This window comes from Paenibacillus sacheonensis (genome assembly GCF_009909195.1).
Classification (GTDB): domain Bacteria; phylum Bacillota; class Bacilli; order Paenibacillales; family Paenibacillaceae; genus Paenibacillus_Z; species Paenibacillus_Z sacheonensis.
Genome location: NZ_JAAAMU010000009.1, coordinates 213611 through 231246 on the forward strand (window position 1 = coordinate 213611; position 17636 = coordinate 231246).

Genomic DNA, 17636 nt, shown 5'->3' on the forward strand with positions numbered 1-17636 from the left:
GAGCGCCTTGTTCGCCGGAGGCCCGCATGCAGCCGTCAAGCATAGGCGATTCTGGATTCAAGCAGCCGTTAAGCGGCAAAAACCCGACCTTAAGCGGTCGGGTAATGCCGGGTCAGGCCGGCGAGAATGGTGTTTTCCGGGTTAAATAGGATTTGCTTAAGAGCTGAGCAGCTTCATGACCCGAATGCCCGTGCCCTTGCTTCGCTCGTCCTTCGTGCCCGCGCAGCGGACGATGACCTGTTGTAGTTGGCGTTCCGGCTGTTCCTGGAACGATACCTGAATCGGCCTGTAGGCCAGCAGGCACCATTCGTCGAACGGGTCGACCGGCGTAAAGTTCTTGCCCCCGTCCAGCGAATATTCAAGCGCGCCGCTGTCCGGTCCGTGCAGCAGGAGAATTCCGATCCGGCGGCCCTCGAGCGCGAATGACAGGCTCTCCCCGCGGCTGCCTTCCGCAGCCAGATGCTCGGTGGCAAAACGCCAATTCATCATTGGATCGTCCGGCCCGAGCCTGGCCGGCGCAAAGCCGTCCGAGACAACGTCGAGACCGATGTCCTTCATCGTCGCGAACTCGTAATTGCGCGCGTCGAGCGGCCGCGGAAGCTCACCGACCGGGACATCGCCCCGGATCATCGGCGCCGGCACTACGGAGGCATTCGGAATCTCCGACGGAACCGGGCTCGTGCTTGTCTCTTCTTCCTTCACGGCGTTAGCGACCGCCGCGACGGCCTGCTCTATGAACTGCTCCGCATACGCGGCATACAGCGCATGTCCTTCGTCGTTCGGATGGACGCGATCCGGCGCCAGCTCGGCCCACGCGACCACGCTGGCACGAACCAAATCCCGTACGCCGCCGGCAAGATTAAGGGATGCAATGCCGTAATGCTCCGCCACTTCTTCGTGATTCGCGATGTTGAATGGCAGCTCGTCCGAGAGGTTCTTGTCCGCTGCCGTGTAGACGAAACAGAGCTCCGTCTCCGGCGACAAGCGGCGGCACTGGCGCACGATGCCTTCCATGCCCCGGATCGATTCCTCGCGATCCTCGCCGTCGTTGACGCTAAACTCGACGAACAGCAGGTCGACCTCGCCTTGGCTAAGCGCATGCGCCTGCAGCCGATGGGCGCCGAACGTCGAATTCGTACCGCCCACGCCGGCATTAATGAAGGTAAACCGGCAATCCGCATAACGTTCGCTCAGATACTTCCCGTTCAATGCCCGCCAGCTCTTCTCGTCCTGCAGGGATGCGCCAGCCCCTTCCGTAATCGACCCGCCCAAGTAGGCTGCCGTCACGGCTTCGCCGCGCAGCAGCTTGGCGGCAAACCGCGGCAGGCCTTCCCGCATCCGGATATGTCTGTCTTGCAGCATGCCTCCACGTCCTTTCGCATGAGCAAGCCCTTTCGATCGAATCGAAAGGGCTTGCGGTATTCAATCTTACGTATGGCTTATTGCCTGCCTCTGCTTCGCGCCCCTATTTCTCGGGCACGAATTGCTCTCCGCCTTCGGACCTTGCCGCGTACGAATGGTTTACCGAAGCCTCGGCGATATCGCCGTACGCCCAGTATCCGCTCTTCACGTCGGTCCACGGCAGCTTCGCGTCGCCATAGAGAGGACCGCGGCCAAGCGTGCGATTGAGGATCGCGGCCGCTTCGGCGCGCGTCACCGCATGGGCGGGACGGAACGTGCCGTCCGCATAACCGCGGATAATGCCTGCGCCCTGCACCTGTGCGATGGCCGCCTCGGCCCAGCTGCCGTGCGTATCCGAGAACCCGGCGCCGTCTTTCGCGCCGCTCTTCGCGATCGCGGCCGCCAGGCTGGCCATCTCGGCGCGCGTAATCGCCTGATCCGGCTTGAACACGCCGTCTCCGAAGCCCTGCATCAAGCCGAGCTTCGTGACCTTCGCGATCGCGCCGGCCGCCCAATGGCCCGGCTTCACGTCGCGGTACGCGATGGCGTCGCCCGTTCCGTCCCGCGTAATGATCCGGGACAGGATCGCGGCCATCTCGGCGCGGGTAAGGTTGTTCGCCGGCTTGAACAGGCCGCCTTCGAAGCCGTTCATGTACGCCGTATGGCTGCCGCTGGAAACCGCGTCATGCTTCACGACCGCGAACGTACTGAATTTATCGACCGTGAACCGCAAGCCTTTGCCGCCCTGCCATTCCACGATCGTGCCCGTCTTGTATTCCGTGGTGCCGTCGCCATGCTCGATATAAACGCCGAGCTGTCCAGGCTGCAAGCCTGCGAGCAGCGCCGCATCCACCGGCACGATGACATCTACCGCGCGGCCTTGGAAGTTCGTCTCGATCGACACTGGCTGGCCGACGATCGACACCTCGCTGCCGCCGGTCGCAAGCTTCACGACCGCCGCTCCGCCGGCGCGGTCTTCCAGTTGACCCTTCGCTGCCGCATCCTTAATCGGCTTAAACGTAAACGCGGCTTCTCCATCATAACCCGCCAAGGAAGCATTTGGAATCACGATGCCGCCGTTCGCGGTCTCGATGCCCAAGTCGAGGCCGCTGCCCGCGAGCGCCTGGCTCGACTCCTTCGGAATCGTCACGTTCGTCGCCGACGTAACGCCCTTCTCGTCCGGCACGACGATCGTCGCCGCCTTCGCTCCGGCCGCCTTCAGCTTCGCGATGGCTTCCTTCGCCGCATCCGAACCGAGCGTCACGCTGTCCGACTTCGTGCCGTCGCTTGCGGTCGTCCGCGTAATATCGAGCTGCAGCACGCCTTCCGTGCCTCCGCTGCCGTTCACTTCGCCTTTAATGACTTCCGTGCCGCCCGTGACCGGCGGATAAGAGCTACCCGGGCCCGTCGTCGTACCGCTGTCCGCCACGATAAAGTTCAGCCGATCGGCGTACATCTCATCGCCGGATACCTTCACGACCTTGATCGTATGCTCGCCGCCAGGGAGACCGTCAATGCCGTACAAGCGCTGCCCGACGGTCCGATCGGCGCCGTTCGCGTTAACCGTTCCCTTGGACACGCCGTCAATGAAGATTTCAACGTCGCCTTGGGAAGGACCCTTCGGCGACAGCACTTCGATGCCCGTTCCGCGGAACGTATACGTATAGTAATCTCCGTCGGTTGCCGTCGTGTGAACGTCCTGCCAGAAGTCGCCGTCGAAGCTGAATGTCAGCTTGGCGACGCCGGATGCCGGCAGCGTGGACAGGTAGGATTTGTTGATCGTGACCTTGTCGCCGCTGACCGTATAATCCGTGCCGGCCGTCAGCGCATCAGCTCCATTCGTGATGCCTCGGAAGCTGCCGACATTCTCGAGCAGCGTGACGGTCAGGTCGGCCTGCGCGTCCGGATTCTTGTCGAACGCGGCGACGGTCGGGCCGATCAGATCCGGAATGCGAACCTTCAGCATATCGAGCAGCATGTAGCTGCCGGATTTCTTAATCGCCTTAATCGTGTGTTGGCTGTTGGACAAGCCGTTGATTTCATAGACGGTCTGCTGCGCAAGCCGTCCGTTATGATGCGTGTCGACCGTGGCTTTGAGCACGCCGTCCACCAAGATGTCCATCTCGCCTTGCGATTCGTCCATCTCCGTGACCACCTTGATGCCCGTGCCGCGGAAGGTATACGAGAACGAGTCGCCGTTCTTCTCGGCAAACTGCACGTCGTCCATATAATCGCCTAATTTCCGGCCGCGGCTGAGAGTCCATGAGCCATCGTAGTGGATCGACGGATCGTCGTTGTTGATATTCGCGTAGCGGCCTTCGGCGGTCGTATCGGATATCGCGATCGTCAACGTTTGCGGCTGACCCGCGCTGAACGTTATCGTCAGCGGCAGCGAGCCGACCGCTTGCTTGGCGAGGTAAGCCTTCTTGATCGTCAGAACGCTGCCGTTGACCGCGTAATCCGTACCGGCCGTCAGCGCCGCAGCGCCGTTCGAGACGCTGTTCAGCGCATTGTCGTTCAGCGTCAGCGTCGTCGTCACGTCCGCCTGCTTCGTGACCTTCAGGTCGAACGCCGCGGAGGTCGGGCTGATCGTGCTGTTGCGCACGGCTTGTCCGGTAATCGTCACCGCAAGCGTCTGGCTGTCCCCGCCTGCGAATGCGAAGCTCAGATTCGCGGCGCCCTGCGGCTGCTGGGACAAGTAAGCTGCCTTGATCGCGACCGTACTGCCGCTCACGGCGTAATCCGTATCCTTCACGAGCGTCGCCGCACCGTTCTTGATGCCCGCGAGCGAACTCGCGCCGAATGGCAGCGTCGTCGTCACGTCGGCGGGAGCCGCGTTGTCGAACGTCGCGCTCGTCGTGCCGAGCAGCGTGTCGGCCGTGACCTTCAACGCGTCGATCAACATGTAATCGTTCGGCGCGTCGGTGTGCTTGACGGCCTTAAGCGTGTGCCGTCCGGATGTCAGTCCAGTCGCGCTGTAGACCGTCTGCTGCACTTCGCGCGGATCGGATTTTTGCGTATCTACCGTCTCTTGGAAAGCATCATCAATATAGAAATCGATGCTGCCTTGCTCTTTTTCCTTCTCCGTCACGTAATCGATGCCGGTTCCCGTAAACGAATACGTCAACTGCGAGCCGTCAGCCTGCGCGAAATGCACGTCGTGATTCCAATCCTCAAGAGAAGAGCGGTCGAAGCTATGATGCCAATCGCCCGTATACACGATCCCCGGATCATTATCGTTGATCGTCACGGTATGCCCAGCCTCCGCCAGCATCGCAACCGCATCCGAGCCGTTCGGCGCATCACCGTTCTCTTCGACGTTCTCTTCGCCATTGTCGTCCGATCCGCCGTTCTCTGTGCTGCCGTCCTCATCCCCGTCGACGGTCAAGCCTTGAACGGATGAATCGCTCAGCGCGATCTCGAGATCCTGCGAGCTCGGCGCGACTTCTTTGCCGCCGTTGCGCGTCCAATCGCCGGTGTACCTCATGCCCGTGTCGTCGTCGTTGACGCCGGAGGAAGCGCCGCCGTTCGCCGTTACTTTCAACAGACGGGAAGCATGCGAACCAAGCTCCGTCGCGGTAAAGCCCTTCGCGAACGAACCGAGATCCGTATGGCTCCACAGATCGCGTACGGTCGCCCCCCCGCTTAAGCCGATGTCGCTCCAATCAACGCTGACATCGGCGTCCTTCTTGTCGCCGAGATTGAACAAAGCGACCGTATACGTCCCGTCGCCGTTGTTCGCGTACCAGACTTGATTCGTCGTGGCCATGGACAATGGATGCGCCGGATGGCCGGCTTGGTTGACGCCGATCACCTCGTCGTTGGTCAGCAGCGACAAGCCGTAGCTGTCCAGCTTCGTCAGGTCGTCGCCCGTATACAGCTGCGCCGAAGACATCGCCCACAGCGTCATCGCGCTCTGCCGTTCGTCCTTGGTCAAGCCGTCCATCGCGCCGTTGCCGACGTTAAGCGAGTCGAAATCGTTCCAGCCGCCAGGTCCGGCATCGCGCCACCACAGCGCCGCATCCGGGAACAGGCGCGCGATGTTCTCCCATTGCGTCATGCCGATCTTCGGATCGTACGACTCCACGTCCCAGTCGACCCGCCAGCCGTTCGCGTATTTCTTCCAGTAGTCGGCGTAGTTATGGTCGAGCGCCCACGACAGCTCGAACCAGATTTTATGCTCCGACAGCGCTTTGGACCATGCCGCGACGTCCGCGCGCGCGTCGATCGACAAGTCGTTGTGGCCGGAGCCCGGCGTCACGCTGTCGAACTTCACGAAATCGATGCCCCACGAGGCGATCATATCCACGACGGAATCGACGTACGCCTGGGCGCAGTCCTTGGACTCCGGGGATTCGAAATCGATCTTGTAGCCCAAGCCCCAATAGTCGCCCTGCCGATTCGGCAGCGCGATATCCTTCATGTGGCATTTGCCGTCCGTGCCGAAGATTTCCAAATTGTCTTTGTACGCCTGCGGCGAGAGGCTCGGAATCATATAGATGCCGACTTTCTGCCCGTTATGGTGAATGTAGTCGATGACGTCCTGCAATCCGTCCGGATACTGCGTCGTGCTCGGGATCGGCCGGCCGTATTGGTCGTTGTCGCCGTTCCAGCCGGCATCGATGTTTATGTACTCGTAGCCGTGCGATTGCAGCTTCTCGTGCATGGCATCGGACTGCTGCTTGAGCTTGGCGGCCGAGACCCAGTTGCCGGATGGACCGTCGTAAACTTGCAGGCTGTAGCTGCTCCAGCCCATGTAAGGCTTGAGCGCCAGGCCGTTATCCGCCGCCTCGGCGACGTGCTTGGCCGGAACGAAGCCGAATTGGGCGACCGCGACCGCGGTCAGCAGGAGCCCCGTGCCGATTTTTTGGACAAGCTTGCGTTTGGACGTGCTTCGATTATTATTGCGAATCATCTAAACATCTCCTTCACAGGGATTGTTTAATGCGCGTGCTTCAAGGGAATGGGTAAGTCATGCGTAATCGGAAGCCCGGCGATGCCGCGGCCGCTTGTACGGTTCAGCGGGCAAGCGAAAGGCGTCCTGGCTTGCCAGAACGCCCCGCGCTCTCATTCGCTTACTTTTGGGTAGAAGCGTCGTATGCTTTTTGCAGGATTTCGAGGTAACGGTCCAGCTTCAGGTCTTTCAAGCCTTTCACATACGAATCCCAATCCTTGTTCAGGTCTTTGTTGCCCGTAATGAATTGCAGCTCGTTCTGCTCGATGTAGTTCTTGATGTTCGTTTGCAGCATGCTTGCTTCGTCCATTTCGGCCGGATCGATCCAGACGGACCAAGCCGGGAACAATTCCTTCGGCTCATGGCCTTGGTACAGCAGCGTCGCGTTGTACAGACGGCGCTCGTAGCCTGTCGGATCGTAGATATCCGTTGCCTGCACGAAGCTGTCGCGGTAGGCTTTCGGCATGTAGAAATGGGCTACGCCGCTCCAGCCTGCGTTATGCGGGGCTTCGCCTTCTTTGGCAGGGATCGGTTTGAACTGCGCTTGCACGCCTTCGCCGAGTGCGACGTCGTCCGGACCCGGTTTTTCCCAATCGATGCCTTCCATGCCCGATGCGCCGTTCGTTTCGCCTTCCGGCGTGAACATGTAATCAACCAGCTTGATGAGCGCGATTTGCGCTTCTTTGCTTGCTTTGTTCGTGATGACGAATTTCGCGCCCGGCGCTACGCCGCCTGCGTCATGCGTCGCGTACTGCGCATGCGGTCCTTGGAGCGGCGTTACCGGATTGTAGTCCTTGGAATATTTGTTGCCTTGGTCGATGTTGACGAAGATGGCTGGGTGCATGCCCGCGCCGGCGCCGAGAATTTGGGCATCCGCGCTCTCGCCGATTTTCTTGAACGCTTCCGCGTTTTGCGTGAAGGCGCCCGGATCGATCAGCTTCTCGTCGTACAGCGATTTGATGTATGTCAGTCCTTCTTTCCATTCCGGCTTGACGGCGGCGGATTCCACTTTGCCGTTCGTCAGGTTCAAGTAGTTGCGGTCGTCGTCATACACGAAGCCGTTCATCAGGAACGGAACGACGCGCACGCCGAAATCCTCGATGGAGCCGCTCAGCGGCACTTCGTCGGCTTTGCCGTTGCCGTTCGGATCCTGCGTTTTGAACGCTTCCAGCACTTTCTTGAATTCCTCGGTCGTCGTCGGCATCTTCAAGCCGAGCTTGTCGAGCCACTTGGTGTTCAGCCACATTTTGTTCGGGTACGAGCAGTGGAAGCATTGCGAATAGGCAACCAGGCCGTAGATATTGCCGTCCGGCGCGGTGTTGAAGCCTTTCAGCTCCGGATCGGTTTCCATCGCTTTCTTGATGTTCGGCGCGTATTGGTCGATCAGGTCGTTCAGCGGCAGCAGCACGCCTTGCTTGCCGTATTTCAGCACGTCCGCTTGGGAGAATTGGTCGATGTACGCCGGCAGCATGTACGCGTCCGGATAATCGCCGCTCGCGAGGGAGATTTGGCGTTTTTCTTTCGCGCCATCCGTCGGATTCATTTCCCAGTTGATCTTCATGTTGAATTTATCTTCCACGAAAGCCGTGAATTTGTTCGTCGGCAGGTCGATGTTCGTCTCTTGGATGGAGAAGATTTTGACTTGCGTCGGTTCGGCATTGGCCGGCGCGTTGCCGCCGTTGTCCGCCGCTTGGGTCGTGTTGCCGCCATTCGCGTTCGTGCTGCCCGCGTTCCCCGCTTTATTATTGTTCGCGTCGTTGCTTCCGCAAGCCGCCAGGATCATGCTGCAAGCAGCAAGGATGGCTACTGCGCTTCCGATTCTCTTTTTCAACTTGATCGCTCCCTTTTTGTTTGTATGAATGACTGCCGCCAACCCCCACGCTACATACCTATCTCCCCTTTCAAGACTTGCAAGGACCGCGCCTTGCGGCGATTAGTCCCGTTAACCGTCGGCTGCGTCAGCCTTTGACCGAGCCGACCAGCATCCCTTGCACGAAGTAACGCTGCACGAACGGGTAGATCATCAGCACCGGCAGCGTGGCGACCACGATCAGCGCGTATTTGAGCAGCTCGGACAGCTGTTGGCGCTCGACCTGCTTCATCGCGTCCATGATGCCGGTGCTGTTGTTCTGGATAATGATGCTTCGCAGCACGAGCTGCAGCGGGAACAGGTTGGCCGACTTCAGATAGATCAACGCGTCGAAGTAGGCGTTCCACTGGCCGACGGCGTACATGAGCACGAGCACCGCGAGGATCGGTTTCGACAGCGGGATGACGACGCTTCGCATGAAGCGCAGGTCGCTGCAGCCGTCGATCTCGCTCGCTTCGATCAGCTCCTCCGGAATGGAGGATTGGAAGAACGACCTTGCGATGATGATCTGCCACACCCAGATGGCGTTCGGAATGAGCAAGGCCCAGCGGGTGTCGATCAGATGCAGGCTCTTGACGACCATATACGTCGGAATCAAGCCGCCGCTGAAAATCATCGTGAAGGTGATGATCATCATGATCGGGCTCCGTCCGAAGAACGTCTTGCGGGACAGCGGGTACGCGATCATGACAGTGAGCGCCACGCTGATGAACGTGCCCATCGCCGTGTAGAACAGCGAGTTGCCGTAGCCCGTCATGATTTGGGGCGTATTGAACAAGGTTTTGAACCCTTTGAACGAGATGTCCACCGGCCACAGCCACACTTTGCCGGACGTGACTGCCGACGGGCTGCTGATGGAGCTGCTCAGAATATAGATGAGCGGGTAGATGACGGCGAGCAGCACGAGCGTCAGGATGATATAGATCCCGTACATGAATACGCGGTCGCCTGCCGACTCCCTGATTTTTTGATTCATCGTTGTCATGCGTTTCATGCTCCTTCTACCACAGACTGTTGTTTGAAAACCGTTTGGCCAAACTGTTGACCAGCACGAGCAGCACGAGGTTGATGACGGAATTGAACAGGCCGACCGCCGTCGCGAAGCTGTAATTGGCATTCAAGAGGCCGATGCTGTACACGTACGTCGAGATAATGTTCGAATTGACGAGGTTGAGCGGATTTTGCAGCAGGTACACCTTCTCGAAGCCGATCGCCATGATGTTGCCCACGTTCAGGATGAGCACGATGACGATGGTCGGAAGCAGACCGGGCAGATCGACGTTCCAAATCTTCTGAAACCGGGACGCGCCGTCCACTTTCGCCGCTTCGTACAAGGTCGGGTCGATGCCCGCGAGCGCCGCCAGATAGATGACCGCGGAATACCCGGCCGTCTGCCAGATGTCCGACCAGACGTAGATGGAACGGAACATGCCCGGCTCTCCGAGGAAGTTGATCGAATCCAGCCCCAGGTGATTCAGCAGGACGTTGACGAAGCCGAGCCGAGGCGCCAGGAACAGCATGATGATCGATACCATGACGACCGTGGAGATGAAATACGGCGCGAACGTCACGAGCTGTACCAGCCGTTTGAACTTGTTGCCCCGTACCTCGTTCAGCATGAGCGCGAGCAATATCGGGATCGGAAAACCCGCCAGCAGCAAGTAACCGCTTAAATACACCGTGTTCTTAATGAGATCCCAGAAGATCGGATTGTTGAAGAAGAGTTTGAAGTTCCTCATCCCGACCCACGGGCTGCCCCAGATCCCCTTGATGACGTTGTAGTCCTTGAATGCCAGGACCGCGTTCAGCATCGGGTAATACTTAAAAATAAAGAAGTACAACAGCGGCGGCGTAACGATGATATAGAGCTGCCAGTGTTTCTTGAAGCTCCTCGCCGCCATGCCGGATAAGCTTCGCTTCGTCCGTTTGGCCGGCATCTTCGCCGGTTGGTCTACCGCGATTTCAACGTTCAAAACAATCCCTCCCAGGTCGTTGCCAATGATGCATGATAGCGCTTTCCACATGACCGATAATAGCCTTCCGGGCGGCTGCCGGAACAGGTACACTTGAGGTTTCGAGCGTACAGTTGCTCCGTTTTGCGGGGGACAATTGCCCGTCTTACGGCCATTTTCAGCTATTTTCATGAAAGGTACGGTAAGGGCTTTCATATTAGGGCACAAAAAGAACCCCTGCCGCCGAAGCGATAGGGGTTCCTGTCATAATGACATTCCAGCTTTAATGACTTAGTGGCTTGGTGGCTATCCAGCTTCGATTGCCGTTTTCGCTTTTCCAACAGCTTAAGCCTAACGGTCGTGCTGCTGGACGTACACGTCATACCCTTGCTGCATGATGGACAGGTACGCTTGCAGCCCCATCTCATCCAGCCCTTGCACGTAGCTGTCCCAATCGACCAATAAGCTCTTGGCGCCGGTGATGAATTGCAGCGTGCTCTGATCGATGTAATTCTTGAGGTTCGTCTCCAGCACGCTCGCCTGCTGCGCGTCGGCATCGCTTACCCAGACGTCCCACGCTGGGAAGAGCTCCTTGGGCTCCTTCCCCGCGTACAGCTGCGTCGCCGCCTGCAGCCGGCGTTCGTATCCGTCCGCCGCATACATATCGGTCCCCTGCACCCAACTGTCCCGGTACGACTTGGGCATGTAGAAATGCCCGGTTCCGATCCAACCGGAATTGTTCGGCTGCTGCCCCGGCTTCGCGTCCACGCCGGCGTACTTCGGCAGGACGCCCTTGCCGAGCGCCTGCTCGCCCGGCTCCGGCCTGCGCCAGCCGACGCCTTCTTCGCCGGAATCCGCATGCATTTGCCCGTCCGGCGTATAGATGTAATCGATCATCTTGATCAGCGCGATCTGCGCTTCCGGCGTCGCTTTGTTCGTAATGACGAACTTGGCTCCCGGCGCGATGCCGCCTTCGTCATGCGTGGCATACGAGGCATGCGGGCCAGCAAGCGGCGGAACCGGCGCGTAGTCGCGCGAACGGCTGCCGGTCGCGGCGCCCGCGACGAAAATATCCGGGTGCATCGCCGCGCCCGCCCCGAGTATCTCCTCGCCGGCATTGTCGCCGAGCTTCTTGTACGCTTCCGCGTTCTGCGTGAAGGCGCCGGGATCGATGAGGCCCTCGTCGAAGAGCGACTTGATGTAAGCCAAGCCTTCCTTCCACGCCGGTTTGTTCGCCGCCGAATCGACCCGGCCGCCCTGGAGCGTCAAATAATCGCGGTCGTCGTCGTAGATGAACCCGTTCATCAGGAACGGCACGATATGCACGCCGAATTCCTCGGTCGACCCGCTGAGCGGAATCTCGTCCGCCTCGCCGTTGCCGTTCGGATCCCGCGTCTTGAACGCTTCGAGCACCCGCTTGAACTCCGCCGTCGTCTTCGGCATCGCAAGCCCCAGCTTGTCCAGCCACTTCGCGTTCAGCCACATTTTGTTCGGATAGGAACAGTGGAAGCAGTCCGCGTAGCTGACGAGGCCGTAGATATTCCCGTCCGGCGCGGTATTCAGCTCGCGAAGCGCGGCATTCTCCGCGAAGGCGGCTTTGATATGCGGCGCGTATCGGTCGATCAGCTCGTTCAGCGGCAGGAAAATCCCCTGTTTGCCGTAGCGCAGCACTTCCGCCTTCGAGAATTGGTCGATGTACGCGGTCAAAATATACGTATCAGCATAGCTGCCGCTTGCGAGCGAAATTTGCCGTTTCTCCCTGGCCCCGTCGTACGGTATCGTCTGCCAACGGAAATCGACGCCGTAGGTCTGCTCGAGATACTTCGAGAACGCGTTCGTCGGCAGATTTTGTCCGACGTCCTGCTGCGCGAAGACGGTAATCGGGATCGCGCCCGCTACCGGCTGCGACTGCTCCGGAGGTTCCTCGGGCGGCGACGAGGCGCATGCGCTCAGGAGTGTGCCGATGAGAAGAACAGCTAGTAGAACGCGCAGCTTCATGCTTTGTGGCTCCTTTCAATAATGGGGACTATCCCCCTAAGTCCCCCTTGGAAAGGGGGATTCCAAGGGTTCCACCCTCTGGACACCCGGATGGGATAACGTTCGTGGTTGCAGAGATGCTCCTGCCCGGGTTCGGTGGGTGGCACGATGTCCCTTACGGGACAGACTTAACTTTTGGCGCTCCCGGGTTACCTGGCTGACTTCGTCCTGGGGAACGTTTGCGTTGCAGAGGCGCTCCTGCCTTGGTGCGGCGTTGGCACGATGTCCCTTGCGGGACAGACTTTCCTTTTGCGCGCCAGGGTTACCTGGGACTTCATCCTTTTTTGGATCGCGCTCGGCTTGCCTGAGCGGAGGATTGTCGGCAGCTGCGCTTCCTTGTTCCTAAGCGGAACTTTCCAAACCTTTAATCGAATGATTGCCTGTATGCGCTTGGGGCTACACCCATGACGCGCTTGAAGGCGCGGCGGAACGAGTGGGAGCTGTTGTAGCCGACCTGCACGGCGATTTCGTCGACGGTGAGCGACTTTTCCTGGAGCAATTCCGCGGCGCGGTCCATGCGGACTTTCTCGAGATGGTCGGACAGGTTCGTGCCCGTCACTTCTTTGAACAGTTGCGAGATGTATTTCTCCGGCCGTTCCGCTTGCTCCGCGATTCGATAGAGCGTCAGCTCGGCATCGGAATAACGCTCGGCGATAAATTGCTTGATGCCTTCGACCGTGCGGATATGCAGGTCGTTCTTCTTGCTGGTGATCATGCCGCACATCGACTCGATAATCCCGTTCAGCCCGGTGCGAATGAGATCGAGCGAACCGGTCAATTGGATATCCATGATCCGGTCCTTCGCGTCCTCGAACCCCTCGGACTCCGCGAACGCCTTCTGGTCGAGCAGCTTCAAGAGCGTCCCCTTGAGCTCGCCGATCAGCTGGTTCGCCATCTCCGGCGACAGCTCGCGGTCTTCGGTATTTTGCTGCAGGACCGACTGCACGATGCGCTTCGCTTCTTCTTCCTCGCCGGCGCGGATCGTGCTGATGAGCCGCAGCTCCATGTCGAGCGGATAATAATACGTCGTGCTCTCCTGGCGGATATCCGCGTACCAGAGGAAGCCCTTGCGCTGCATGATGTAATCGGCGTACCCCATCGTTTCCTTCGCCTGCTCGTACGAGCGGCTCACTTCCATGCCCGAGGCGAACGGATCGCCGAACGCGCCGGTGACCGTGATTTTGTAGTCGCTGAACATGGAGGCGGCGAACGGTTCGAGCAGCGCCTGTACCTCCGACCGGTCTATGTCCGTCTCCCCGTCCTCGCACGACGGGAAGATCGCCACCACCCGGTCGGAGCCGAGATCCGTCGTGAGAATCCCGCCGGTGATGTCGCGCAGGCTTTGCTTCAGAAGCAGCCGCGCGGCGCTGAGCTCGTTCAGGATTTCGACGGTTTCGGCCGCATCGAGCCCGGTGTAGCCGTGTATGTGCAGGATCCCCACGACGCCGCCGTCGTTCAGCGTCAAGCCGGTGCCGGCCTGCGCCGCAGCGGCCTGGATTTCCTCCCGCGTCTGGAACTCGCCCGCGGTCAGCCTTTTCAAGAAGGCATCGCGTATGAGCGGCAATTGCCGGTTCAGCTCCTGCTCGAGCGCCTGGTTGCTCGTGATGATCGTCGAGATGTTGCCTTGCAGGAAGTCGTAGGCATTGCGGCCGATCGGCGCGTCCTTGCCGAATTGCTCCCGCACGATGCCCATCAGCCGATTGATCGGCGCGCTGTTGCGCAGCGAGAGGAACCAGCCGACGATCAGGCCGATCAGCAGCGCGCCGCCGGTGACGGACCACGAGATGTATTTGATGTCGTTCGCGTTCTCCATCAGCGCTTTGCGCGGAATGCCCGCCCGGTAGATCCAGCCGGTGGAGGCCGAACGAATGGTGATGACAAGATCGTCGTGGTAGAACTGGCTCTGCTTCGCCTTGTCGATGCCGCCGTCCCCGTTCATCGTCTTGATCTCTTCCTCGCCGATGCCGAGCATGCTGACCGCCTGACCCTGCGCATCGCTGACGTACGTCCAGCCGCCGTAACGGTCTTTCACCCCCGCCAGCAGGCTCGCGATCGTCTTCTGGTCGATCAGCACGACGACCGTCGCGGGCGCCTGCGCCCCGAAGCTGTCGAGTGGAAGCGATTGCATATACGAGATGACCGAGGTTTGCGTGCCGTTCATGGCGAAGGGTTTCAGCGGCAAAACCTCCCGGCTGTGCGTCTTCCCGAGCAGGTCCGTCTTCCATTGCTGGAGCGTCATATCCGTATAATGCGCATTTTCGTAATAATGCTCGGGCCTGAAATACGCGGAGCCCGGCGTCAGCACGACGTTGTAATTGCGCAGGTAGATATAATAATTTTTGAGAAAATCATTCGTTTGGCTGAACACCATGACTTCCTTCATGATCTTCCAAATGCCGTAGACGTTGCCGTCGTCGCTGCCCTGCTTCTCGTTCATCAGCACGTACAGGTCCTGATTGAGCGCGAGCTGCCGCGTAAAGCCTTCGACCTCGGCCATCCGCCGCTCCAGCATCTGCTGGCTCTTCTGAAGCTGCGTCACGCTGTTCTCGATCGAGATGGACTGCGTCACGTTGATCGACGTTCGATAAGACATGTACCCCGCCAGGCTCGGAATGATCAGGATGACGATATAAGAGATTAAGAAATTGCGAAAAATCCTGGAATGCCTGCTCACGCGTCGCCCCCGTCCTTTCCGTTTCTCATCCATTATATCGTCTGTTCGGCCGCTTGCAATCCCGGGGCTGGAGCGAAATCGACAATCCGTTCCTCTTCGCGGGGCGATGGCTCCCGTTCTCCCGAATGCCGTATCCTAGAAATAGGATATGCAGGCGTACGACTGGATTGCAAAAGGAAAGACAACCGCCGGCGTCTCCGCCAGCGGTTGTCCATTGTCGCTTCTGCCGAATTGATCCGTCGGTTACGCCATGGGTTCGAGCGCCGTTCCGGTCGGCATGCCAAGCATCATGCGCACGACGCTGAAGTGCGACGCGATGACGAGCGCGTCGACCAATCGGCGATCAACCGGCAGCAGCGCCTGCCCCGTTAAGCGAGCTTCGCTTCCTGGAATTCCCGGGCCGTAAACGTCCGGCTGCCGCCGGCTTCCAGCTCGAGGGGGACCGTACGGCTCCCGAAGCGAACGGACGTCCGCAGCGGAGCGAACGCGCGGATCGTCGCTTCGGCCAGCTCGCCGTCCTGCCAATGCAGGTCGACCTCGGCGCCGCCCTTCGCCCGCAGGCCCGTCGTTCGGCCTGTGTTCCACTGCCTCGGCAGCGCCGGAAGCAAATGAATCTCGCCCGCATGGCTCTGCAGGAGCATCTCGGCGATCGCGGCCGTGCCGCCGAAATTGCCATCGGCGACGAAGATATTCGTCTCCGCGCCGGCGATGCCCGCCTTGGAGTAGGTAAGCAAATTATCGAAGCACAGCTCGCCGATCAGATACGACAGCTGGTCATAGGCGCGATTCCCGTCATGCAGACGGGCGAAGTTGGCCGCGAACAGCGCGAGCGTGAACTCCACGTCCTCCAGCCCTTCGCCGCGCATCCGCGACGTCAGCGTGACGCGCGCCGCCTCGCTCAGCTCCGGCGTGCCATGCGGCGTAATCCGGCTGCCCGGATACAGACCGTACAGATGCGACAAGTGCCGGTGATCCGGCTGCGCTTCGCCGTAATCCTCGAGCCACTCCTGCAGCTGGCCTTTCGCGCCCACTTGCAGCGGCGGTAGCAGGGCCATCGCCCCGCGGAGCCGTTCCCCCAGCGGTTCGTCGACGCCGAGCCGTTCCCCGGCTTCCAGGCAGAAGGCGAACAAGTCGCGGATCAGCGACTGATCCATCGTCGACCCCATCGAGAGAGTATAGGACCGGTCCGTTTGGCCGCCGACATAGAAGCTGTTTTCCGGAGAATTGGACGGACCGGTCACGAGCCAGCCGGTCTGCGGATGCACCGTCATGTAGTCCAGGTAGAACAACGCCGCTTCCTTCAGCACCGGATAAGCCGTCTCCCGCAGGAACGCGTCATCGCGTCCGTATTCGTAATGCTCGCGAAGCTGGTTCGCGATCCACAAGCCGCCCGTGACGTTAAGTCCCCACGAGTAATGCCAGCCAGGCGCCGTGAAGCCCCACGCGTTCGAGAACACATGCGCGGCCCAGCCTTCGCAGCCGTAATAGTCGCGCGCCGTCCCCCTTCCCGCTTCCGCGAGCCGCTCGATATAGCGCAGCAAGGGAACATGGCATTCCGCCAAATTCGCGGCTTCCGTCGGGTAATAGTTCATTTCCGTATTGACGTCGAGATGGTAATCGCAGCTCCACGCCATGCGGTTCGCTTCGCCGTCGTTCCACATCCCCTGCAGATGCATCGGCAGCCGCGAGTCCGCGCGCGAGCCGGCGATCGTCAGATAGCGGCCGTATTGGAAGAAGAGCGCGAACAGCTCCGGGTCTTCTCCGCCTGCGCGAAGCAGGCGCATCCGCTCGTTCAGCGGCAGCGCCGAGGCATCCGATCGGCCGAAGTCGGCCTCGACCCGCGCATACAACGACCGATAGTCGGCGACATGCGCCTCGCGGATCGCCGCGTACCCTTGCGCCGCGGCTCGTTCCGTCCGTCCGGCAGCGGCATGCGCCCATGCTTCGTCTCCCTCAGGCTGGCGATAATCCGTCTCGACGGCCAAATAAATCCATGCTTCGTCGGCCCCTTCCACGACGATCGCGCCATCGGCCGCCGCGACCGTGCCGCCCTTCGCGACGACTTTGACCGCGCCTCGGCTTTGCACGCCGCAAGTGCCGTCGCTGTGCATCGTTTCCGTCGCATGGCCGTCGAAAGCCAGCGCATCGTCGCCCGCCGCTTGCACGGCAAAGCTGTCCGTGCGGCCTTCCAGTCGCAGCGAGAAGGTCACGCCTCCCCCGGCGCTGTCGCTCCAAATGCGGGAAGCGAGCACGCGGCCGGGATGCGACGCGAGCGTCTCCCGGCGGATGCCCTCCGCTCCGCCGGCGCTGTAGACCGCCTGTTCAAGGCACAGCTCGCGCGCGAAACCGCGGATGCCGCGGCCGGCTGTCCCGGCTTCGCCTACTCCCGCTTCCCCGCCCGCCCTATCGTTCGGCAGACTTCCGCCGGTGCCGCCGAAGACCAACCGAACGTCGCACAGCGGCAAATTCGTGCCGAAATTCCCCTTCTCGGCCTGCAGCAGCCGGCCCGCCATCTCTTCGCCGGCGGCATAATCGCCGGCGTAGAACAGCTCGCGCATCGCGGCCAGATCTTCCTTGCCCCGCGAAGCCGTCGCGGACGGTTCGGACTTTCCCGACCAGTAGGTGACCTCCGTCACGCACCATGTCTCGCTGTCCCGGCCTCCATATACGACCGCGCCAAGCTGTCCGTTGCCCAGCGGCAGCCCCTGCTTCCACCCGTCCGCCTGCCCGTCGAACCCTAGTTTCATC

The 17636-nt window shown here is 60.3% G+C and carries 8 protein-coding genes; all 8 read right to left on the reverse strand.

Going from position 1 to position 17636, the window contains the following annotated elements; genetic code table 11:
• Positions 1–156: 156 nt before the first annotated feature.
• A complete protein-coding gene (locus GT003_RS18585) occupies positions 157–1362 on the reverse strand; it encodes an SGNH/GDSL hydrolase family protein (RefSeq protein WP_161700526.1) in 1206 nt (401 codons plus the stop codon).
• Between the two features lie 103 nt (positions 1363–1465).
• A complete protein-coding gene (locus GT003_RS18590) occupies positions 1466–6316 on the reverse strand; it encodes a X2-like carbohydrate binding domain-containing protein (RefSeq protein WP_161700528.1) in 4851 nt (1616 codons plus the stop codon).
• A gap of 160 nt (positions 6317–6476) precedes the next feature.
• Positions 6477–8186 (reverse strand): type 2 periplasmic-binding domain-containing protein, encoded by a 1710-nt coding sequence (locus GT003_RS18595; protein WP_239565955.1) that lies wholly within the window; start codon positions 8184–8186, stop codon positions 6477–6479.
• A gap of 127 nt (positions 8187–8313) precedes the next feature.
• Positions 8314–9210, reverse strand: a complete 897-nt coding sequence (locus GT003_RS18600; protein ID WP_161700531.1) for a carbohydrate ABC transporter permease — start codon at positions 9208–9210, stop codon at positions 8314–8316.
• A gap of 16 nt (positions 9211–9226) precedes the next feature.
• Positions 9227–10126 carry an ABC transporter permease gene (locus GT003_RS18605; protein WP_420831463.1) on the reverse strand — a complete coding sequence of 300 codons (900 nt, stop codon included), beginning with the start codon at positions 10124–10126 and terminating at the stop codon, positions 9227–9229.
• Between the two features lie 402 nt (positions 10127–10528).
• A complete protein-coding gene (locus GT003_RS18610; protein ID WP_161700533.1) occupies positions 10529–12175 on the reverse strand; it encodes a type 2 periplasmic-binding domain-containing protein in 1647 nt (548 codons plus the stop codon).
• 403 nt (positions 12176–12578) lie between these two features.
• Entirely contained in the window at positions 12579–14888 is a 2310-nt protein-coding gene (locus GT003_RS18615; RefSeq protein WP_161700535.1) for a helix-turn-helix domain-containing protein, read from the reverse strand.
• A gap of 368 nt (positions 14889–15256) precedes the next feature.
• Entirely contained in the window at positions 15257–17635 is a 2379-nt protein-coding gene (locus GT003_RS18620; protein WP_338045974.1) for a glycoside hydrolase family 95 protein, read from the reverse strand.
• Position 17636 lies beyond the last annotated feature (1 nt).

What these genes read in the sequence shown, in the direction of transcription:
- GT003_RS18585 (WP_161700526.1), bottom strand. Translation starts at nt 1,362, where the DNA reads ATGCTGCAAGACAGACATATCCGGATGCGGGAAGGCCTGCCGCGGTTT.
- GT003_RS18600 (WP_161700531.1), bottom strand. Translation starts at nt 9,210, where the DNA reads ATGACAACGATGAATCAAAAAATCAGGGAGTCGGCAGGCGACCGCGTA.
- GT003_RS18610 (WP_161700533.1), bottom strand. Translation starts at nt 12,175, where the DNA reads ATGAAGCTGCGCGTTCTACTAGCTGTTCTTCTCATCGGCACACTCCTG.
- GT003_RS18605 (WP_420831463.1), bottom strand. Translation starts at nt 10,126, where the DNA reads ATGGCGGCGAGGAGCTTCAAGAAACACTGGCAGCTCTATATCATCGTT.
- GT003_RS18590 (WP_161700528.1), bottom strand. Translation starts at nt 6,316, where the DNA reads ATGATTCGCAATAATAATCGAAGCACGTCCAAACGCAAGCTTGTCCAA.
- GT003_RS18620 (WP_338045974.1), bottom strand. Translation starts at nt 17,635, where the DNA reads ATGAAACTAGGGTTCGACGGGCAGGCGGACGGGTGGAAGCAGGGGCTG.